The 2482-nt window shown below is 64.7% G+C and carries 1 protein-coding gene; it reads right to left on the bottom strand.

The genetic code is table 11. The features are described from left to right. Positions 1-19: 19 nt before the first annotated feature. Positions 20-2482 (bottom strand): DNA gyrase subunit A (gyrA, locus tag AB4Y84_RS19215; protein WP_442250685.1); only part of this gene is annotated, 2463 nt, incomplete at its 5' end.

The raw sequence follows: 2482 nt of genomic DNA, 5'->3' as shown, positions 1-2482 counted from the left end.
CCTCAGCATCGCGGCAGGATCACTCCTGCGCGGCGTCCTCGCTGCTGGCAGCAGCCGGTGCGCCGTCGGTCGTGGCCGGGGCGGCGGCGGCCACCTCGTCCTCGTCCTCGTCGATCGAGGCATCCATGCGCTCCACCGCCTGCAGCTTCTCGTCCTTGGACAGGCGGATCAGGGTCACGCCCTGGGTGTTGCGGCCGACGCGGCTGATTTCCGAACCACGCGTACGCACCAGGGTGCCGCCATCGGAGATCAGCAGGACTTCATCGTCGGTACCCATCAGCACCGCGGCAACCAGCTTGCCATTGCGCTCGGTGGTCTGGATGCCGATGACGCCCTGCGTGCCACGACCCTTGCGCGGGTAATCCGGCAGCGGGGTACGCTTGCCGTAGCCGTTTTCGGTGGCGGTGAGGATGTAACGCAGGTTGGCGTCGTCGGCACCTTCGATCAGCGCATCGCCCGTGGCGATGGCCTCCTCGACACCGTTGTCGTCCTCGTTCTCGTCCTCGATGCCGCCAGCACTCTCGGCCACGATCAGGCTGACCACTTCCTCGCCGGCCGGCATCCTGATGCCGCGCACGCCGGTAGCGGTACGACCCATCGAGCGGACCTTGTCTTCACCGAAGCGCACGGTCTTGCCGTTGGAGGCGAACAGCAGGATGTCGCGCTCGCCATCGGTCAGGCCGACGCCGACCAGGGCATCGCCCTCGTCGAGGTTGATCGCGATCTTGCCGCGGGCCAAGCGGAAGGCGAACTCGCCCAGAGGGGTCTTCTTGACCGTACCGTTTTTGGTGGCGAAGAACACGAACTGGCCATCGGCGTACTCGCGCACCGGCAGCACGGCCTGCACGCGTTCGCCCGGCTCAAGCGGGATCCAGTTGATGATCGGACGACCGCGGGCATTGGAACCGGCTTCAGGCAGCTGGTACACYGGCAGCCAGAACACCTTGCCCGAACTGGTGAAGGTCAGCAGCGTGTCGTGCGTGTTGACCAGCCACAGCTGTTCGATGAAATCCTCTTCCTTGGTCGACGCCGCGCTGCGGCCACGGCCGCCACGGCGCTGCGCGCGGTACACGCTCACCGGTTGGCGCTTCACGTAGCCGGCGTGGGAGACGGTGACCACCACGTCTTCCGGGGCGATCAGGTCGAGGATGTCCAGATCTTCTTCGCTGTGGCGGATCTCGGTACGGCGCTCGTCACCGAACTCGGCCCGCACGTTGATCAGCTCTTCGCGGATCACCTGCAGCAGGCGATCGGGATCTTCCAGGATATGGATCAGCCCGGCGATCACTTCCAGCAGCTGCTTGTATTCCTCGGTCAGGCGGTCCTGCTCCAGCCCGGTCAGGCGATGCAGGCGCATTTCCAGGATCTGGGTCGCCTGGATCTCGGTCAGCTGATAGCCGCCTTCGATCAGGCCCACGCCCTTGGGCAGGTCATCGGGACGCGAGGCTTCGGCACCGGCGGCGCCGAGCATCGAACCGACCAGGCCCGGTTCCCACAGGCGCGCAAGCATGCGCTCGCGTGCCTCGGTGGGGTTCGGCGAGGTCTTGATCAGTTCGATCATCTCGTCGATGTTGGCCAGCGCAACGGTCAGGCCTTCCAGCACGTGGGCACGGGCACGCGCCTTGCGCAGCTCGAACACGGTGCGGCGGGTGACCACTTCGCGACGGTGGCGGACGAAGGCCTCCAGCATCTGCTTGAGGTTCATCAACTGCGGGCGGCCGTCGACCAGCGCCACCATGTTGATGCCGAACACCGACTCCATCTGGGTCTGCTGGTAGAGGTTGTTGAGCACAACCTCGGCCGACTCGCCGCGCTTGATTTCGATGTAGATGCGCATGCCGTCCTTGTCGGACTCATCGCGCAGCTCGCTGATGCCTTCGATCTTCTTTTCCTTGACCAGCTCGGCGATCTTCTCGATCAGACGCGCCTTGTTCACCTGGTAAGGAATTTCAGTGACGATGATCGATTCGCGGCCGTTGTCGGCCACTTCGACATCCGCCTTGGCACGGATGCGCACGCGGCCACGGCCGGTGCGGTAACCGGCGATGATGCCGGCGGTGCCGTTGATGATGCCCGCAGTCGGGAAATCCGGGCCCGGGATGAACTCCATCAGGCCGTCGATATCGATTTCCGGATTGTCGATCAGCGCGATGCAGGCATTGATCGATTCGGTGAGGTTGTGCGGCGGAATGTTGGTCGCCATGCCCACCGCGATACCGGCCGAACCATTGACCAGCAGGTTCGGGAACCGGGTCGGCATGACCGTCGGCTCCAGTTCCTTTTCGTCGTAGTTGGGCTGGAAATCGACGGTTTCCTTGTCGATGTCCGCCATCAGCTCATGCGCGAGCCGCGACATGCGCGCCTCGGTGTATCGCATCGCCGCGGCGGAGTCGCCGTCGACCGAACCGAAGTTACCCTGGCCATCGACCAGCATGTAGCGCAGCGAGAACGGCTGTGCCAATCGCACCAGCGTGTCGTACAC

It is taken from the genome of Stenotrophomonas sp. 2YAF22 (assembly GCF_052114665.1).
GTDB lineage: Bacteria > Pseudomonadota > Gammaproteobacteria > Xanthomonadales > Xanthomonadaceae > Stenotrophomonas > Stenotrophomonas indicatrix.
This window is presented reverse-complemented; position numbering and strand designations above follow the sequence as displayed.